A 5,490-nucleotide genomic window follows, 5' to 3' on the forward strand; every position below is an offset into this window, starting at 1 on the left:
GATAGATTTTCTATCAGGCTTTCTTTAAGATTTGGCACCGACCTACTCTCCCACGTGTTACCGCAGTACCATCGGCTCTGGTGGGCTTAACTTCTCTGTTCGGAATGGGAAGAGGTGGACACCACCGATATAGGCACCTAAATATTTTTAAGGTTATTTAGTTGGTATATCTCTGAGTTGCTTTTAAACAATTCAGGCTTGTTTTCACTAATATAACAATGACATATTATTGAAAGAAGTTAGTTTGAAGAACAAACAACAGTATTCTGCTTTTGAAAGCTTCGGATGATTAGTATTACTCGACTTTGATGTCACCACCTTTACATCTGTAACCTATCAACGTAGTAGTCTGCTACGGTCCTATATGGAATTCTCATCTCGTGGCTAGTTTCGCACTTAGATGCTTTCAGCGCTTATCTATTCCCAGCGTAGCTACTCTGCAATGCCCCTGGCGGAACAACAGATTCACTAGAGGCTAGTCCAACCCGGTCCTCTCGTACTAAGGTCAGCCCCACTCAAAATTCCTACGCCCACAACAGATAGGGACCGAACTGTCTCGCGACGTTCTGAACCCAGCTCGCGTGCCACTTTAATCGGCGAACAGCCGAACCCTTGGGACCTTCTCCAGCCCCAGGATGTGACGAGCCGACATCGAGGTGCCAAACCTCCCCGTCGATATGAGCTCTTGGGGGAGATCAGCCTGTTATCCCCAGCGTACCTTTTATCCTTTGAGCGATGGCCCTTCCATGCAGAACCACCGGATCACTATATCCGTCTTTCGACCCTGCTCGGCTTGTCTGCCTCACAGTCAAGCAAGCTTATGCTATTGCACTCCTCATACGGTTACCAAGCGTATTGAGCTTACCTTTGAAAGCCTCCGTTACCTTTTTGGAGGCGACCACCCCAGTCAAACTACCCATCAAACAATGTCCCCCAACTAGTGGGGTTAGACACCGAATACAGAAAGGGTGGTATTTCAACGTTGACTCCACGAATCCTGGCGAACCCGCTTCATTGTCTCCCACCTATCCTACACATCCTGTATCCAATGGCAATGTTAAATTGTAGTGAAGGTGCATGGGGTCTTTCCGTCCCGTTGCGGGTACCCGGCGTCTTCACCGGGACCACAATTTCACCGAGCTCATGGCTGAGACAGCGCCCAGATCGTTACACCATTCGTGCAGGTCGGAACTTACCCGACAAGGAATTTCGCTACCTTAGGACCGTTATAGTTACGGCCGCCGTTTACTGGGGCTTCGATTCAATGCTTCTCCTTGCGAATGACATCCCCTCTTAACCTTCCAGCACCGGGCAGGTGTCAGGCCTTATACTTCATCTTTCGATTTTGCAAAGCCATGTGTTTTTGTTAAACAGTCGCCTGGGCCTTTTCACTGCGGCTGACATTGCTGTCAGCGCCCCTTCTCCCGAAGTTACAGGGCCATTTTGCCGAGTTCCTTAGCCATGATTCACTCGAGCACCTTAGAATTCTCTTCCCGGATACCTGTGTCGGTTTGCGGTACGGGTTTTTATAACCTGAAGCTTAGCGGTTTTTCTTGGAAGTCTGATTACCTGCGCTATCCACTCAGCCGAAGCCTCGCGGTACTATCAACCTTTAGCTAGAGTGGCGGATTTGCCTACCTCTCCAATACCTACAGTCTTTAACGATCTATTCCGTCAGATCGCGGCAGTGTCACTACTCCGTCCCCACATCGCAGTTATAAAAAGTACTGGAATATTAACCAGTTGTCCATCGAATTTCCCCTTCGGGTTCTCCTTAGGTCCCGACTAACCCTGATCCGATTAGCGTTGATCAGGAAACCTTATCCTTTCGGTGGGCGGGTTTCTCTCCCGCCTTATCGTTACTTATGCCTACATTTGCTTTTCCAGAAGCTCCACCACAACTTACGTCATAACTTCGCTGCCGCTGGAATGCTCCCCTACCGTAATATTAATATTACCCATAGCTTCGGTGTACTACTTTATGCCCGTTTATTATCCATGCACGATCGCTCGACTAGTGAGCTGTTACGCACTCTTTAAATGAATGGCTGCTTCCAAGCCAACATCCTAGCTGTCTGTGCAATCGCACCTCGTTAGTTCAACTTAGTAGTAACTTGGGGACCTTAGCTGATGGTCTGGGTTCTTTCCCTCTCGGCCCGTGACCTTAGCACCCCGGGCCTCACTGCTGATCATATTATATAGCATTCGGAGTTTGTCTGGATTTGGTAGGATTTGACTCCCCCGCACCCAATCAGTAGCTCTACCTCTATATAACTTTATATCAACGCTGTTCCTAAAAACATTTCGGGGAGTACGAGCTATTTCCCAGTTTGATTAGCCTTTCACCCCTACCCACAGATCATCCGGAAACTTTTCAACGTTTATCGGTTCGGTCCTCCAGTACGTGTTACCGCACCTTCAACCTGTCCATGGGTAGATCACAAGGTTTCGCGTCTACCTCCCCTGACTATACGCCCTATTCAGACTCGCTTTCGCTGCGGATCCGTGTCTTAAACACTTAACCTTGCCAGAGAAGAGTAACTCGTAGGCTCATTATGCAAAAGGCACGCCGTCACGCCACCTGGACGCTCCGACCGCTTGTAAGTACACAGTTTCAGGTTCTATTTCACTCCCCTGTTCGGGGTTCTTTTCACCTTTCCCTCACGGTACTGGTTCACTATCGGTCTCTCAGGAGTATTTAGCCTTACCGGATGGTGCCGGCAGATTCCCACAAGGCGTCTCCGACCTCGCGGTACTCAGGATACTACTAGACTAATGGTATTTACGTGTACGCGGCTCTCACGCTATATTGCCAGGCTTCCCATCCTGTTCCACTTCATTGCATTATAATCACATCGTAGTCCTACAACCCCACACATGCCGTAACATGAATGGTTTGGGCTCTTTCCCGTTCGCTCGCCACTACTTAGGAAATCATTATTATTTTCTCTTCCTCTGCTTACTTAGATGTTTCAGTTCGGCAGGTTTGCGCATCGTAATGCGACTGGTCTTCAACCAGCCAGGTTTCCCCATTCGGAAATCACCGGATCAATTCATATTTGCTAATCCCCAGTGCTTATCGCAGCTTATCACGTCCTTCATCGCCTCTGAGAGCCAAGGCATCCCCTGTGTACTCTTTCTTACTTTCTTCTCTCCATAGCCTTTTGCGCCTATGGAAATGCTTTTTTTGTTCTGTCGTTTAAAGAATAACGATTATGGATCAAGGAACAAAGACCGAAGTCATCGTTCTTTAATCTTTCATCTTTTGTCCTTCAAACAACGTCTCTATTGTTGTTTGCTCTTCTTTTTTAACTTCTTCCAATATGTCAAAGAACTTTTCTATCCCGGGACGGTCGCCTATCAAGGCGCCCTTCCTATTTCCTTACCTTTTATAACAGGTAACGGTGATGGTGGAGAATAACGGAGTCGAACCGTTGACCTCCTGCGTGCAAGGCAGGCGCTCTAGCCAGCTGAGCTAATCCCCCTTAAGATTTATACCTAATGTAGTCCCGAGCAGATTTGAACTGCTGACCCCTACATTATCAGTGTAGTGCTCTAACCAACTGAGCTACGGGACTATTTTGTCTTTACTGCAGTAGGGGAACACTATAACGATGTTTCATCCTATGGGTTTTCTTTTTTGAGATCTTTTGTCATTTTATATCATTTTAACGCAGTAAGTAGTCTAATCTACTCCAGAAAGGAGGTATTCCAGCCGCACCTTCCGGTACGGCTACCTTGTTACGACTTAGCCCCAGTTATCTGTTTTACCCTAGGACGCTCCTTGCGGTTACATACTTTAGGTACCCCAAACTTCCATGGCTTGACGGGCGGTGTGTACAAGGCCCGGGAACGTATTCACCGCGTCATTGCTGATACGCGATTACTAGCGAATCCAACTTCAAGAGGTCGAGTTGCAGACCTCTATCCGAACTGTGAATGGCTTTTTGAGATTCGCTTGCTGTTGCCAGCTTGCTGCCCTCTGTACCATCCATTGTAGCACGTGTGTAGCCCCGGACGTAAGGGCCATGATGACTTGACGTCGTCCCCTCCTTCCTCTCTGTTTGCACAGGCAGTCTGTTTAGAGTCCCCACCTTGACGTGCTGGCAACTAAACATAGGGGTTGCGCTCGTTGCGGGACTTAACCCAACACCTCACGGCACGAGCTGACGACAGCCATGCAGCACCTAGTTTCGTGTCCTTGCGGACTCATCTATCTCTAAATGATTCACTAACTTTCAAGCCCGGGTAAGGTTCCTCGCGTATCATCGAATTAAACCACATGCTCCTCCGCTTGTGCGGGCCCCCGTCAATTCCTTTGAGTTTCACCCTTGCGGGCGTACTCCCCAGGTGGAATACTTAACGCTTTCGCTTAGCCGCTAACTGTGTATCGCTAACAGCGAGTATTCATCGTTTAGGGCGTGGACTACCAGGGTATCTAATCCTGTTTGATCCCCACGCTTTCGTGCCTCAGCGTCAATAAAACCATAGTAAGCTGCCTTCGCAATCGGTGTTCTGTGACATATCTATGCATTTCACCGCTACTTGTCACATTCCGCCTACCTCTAGTTCATTCAAGCTCTTCAGTATCAAGGGCACTGCGATAGTTGAGCTACCGTCTTTCACCCCTGACTTAAAAAGCCGCCTACGCACCCTTTAAACCCAATAAATCCGGATAACGCTTGGATCCTCCGTATTACCGCGGCTGCTGGCACGGAGTTAGCCGATCCTTATTCCTTCGGTACATTCAGCTCAATACACGTATTGAGGTTTATTCCCGAATAAAAGCAGTTTACGACCCAGAGGGCTGTCTTCCTGCACGCGGCATGGCTGGTTCAGAGTTGCCTCCATTGACCAATATTCCTTACTGCTGCCTCCCGTAGGAGTCTGGTCCGTGTCTCAGTACCAGTGTGGGGGGTCATCCTCTCAGATCCCCTAGTCATCGTCGCCTTGGTGGGCCGTTACCCCGCCAACTAGCTAATGACACGCATGCCCATCTTAATCCTATAAATATTTGAACATTGTACAATGCTGTACTGTGTTTTTATGCGGTGTTAATCCGAATTTCTTCGGGCTATCCCCCTGATTAAGGTAGGTTGCATACGCGTTACGCACCCGTGCGCCACTTTCTTCCCCAGCAAGCTGGAAAATATCGTTCGACTTGCATGTATTAGGCCTGCCGCTAGCGTTCATCCTGAGCCAGGATCAAACTCTCCATTGTAAATGTTGTGTTTGAACGCTGACCATTCTTAACTTGTATTAATAATAGTCTTTATTCTATTTTGTATTGTCTGATAGAATTAAACCCAAAAAACCTGTAGTTCTCATGTACTTTGAAAAGCGTACCTGTTTACCCTACTGCGTTTTTATAAAATGACATCTCTTTAATGAACTTCTCGGCTAAGTCCTCACGGCCGCCTTCTTTATATCTTCTTCGTCTACACTTCCTGTTTCAGCATGGTCTTAGTATTCCATCCCTCAGTTCAAAGT

General features: G+C 47.9%; 2 tRNA genes and 3 rRNA genes. All 5 read right to left on the reverse strand.

What is annotated here, in order from left to right:
- Positions 1 to 29: 29 nt before the first annotated feature.
- The 5 genes from rrf to LPB86_RS20800 all read right to left on the reverse strand — a co-directional run bounded on the left by rrf (position 30) and on the right by LPB86_RS20800 (position 5,221).
- Positions 30 to 141 (reverse strand): 5S ribosomal RNA (rrf, locus tag LPB86_RS20780).
- Between the two features lie 129 nt (positions 142 to 270).
- Positions 271 to 3,150: ribosomal RNA gene (locus tag LPB86_RS20785) — 23S ribosomal RNA — on the reverse strand.
- A gap of 258 nt (positions 3,151 to 3,408) precedes the next feature.
- A tRNA-Ala gene (locus tag LPB86_RS20790) sits at positions 3,409 to 3,485 on the reverse strand.
- A 19-nt stretch (positions 3,486 to 3,504) separates the two neighbouring features.
- Positions 3,505 to 3,578: transfer RNA gene (locus LPB86_RS20795), tRNA-Ile, on the reverse strand.
- 121 nt (positions 3,579 to 3,699) lie between these two features.
- Positions 3,700 to 5,221: ribosomal RNA gene (locus LPB86_RS20800) — 16S ribosomal RNA — on the reverse strand.
- Together the 16S, 23S and 5S rRNA genes with 2 tRNA genes alongside form the textbook arrangement of a ribosomal RNA operon.
- Positions 5,222 to 5,490 lie beyond the last annotated feature (269 nt).

It is taken from the genome of Pedobacter sp. MC2016-14, from assembly GCF_020991475.1.
Classification (GTDB): Bacteria; Bacteroidota; Bacteroidia; order Sphingobacteriales; family Sphingobacteriaceae; genus Pedobacter.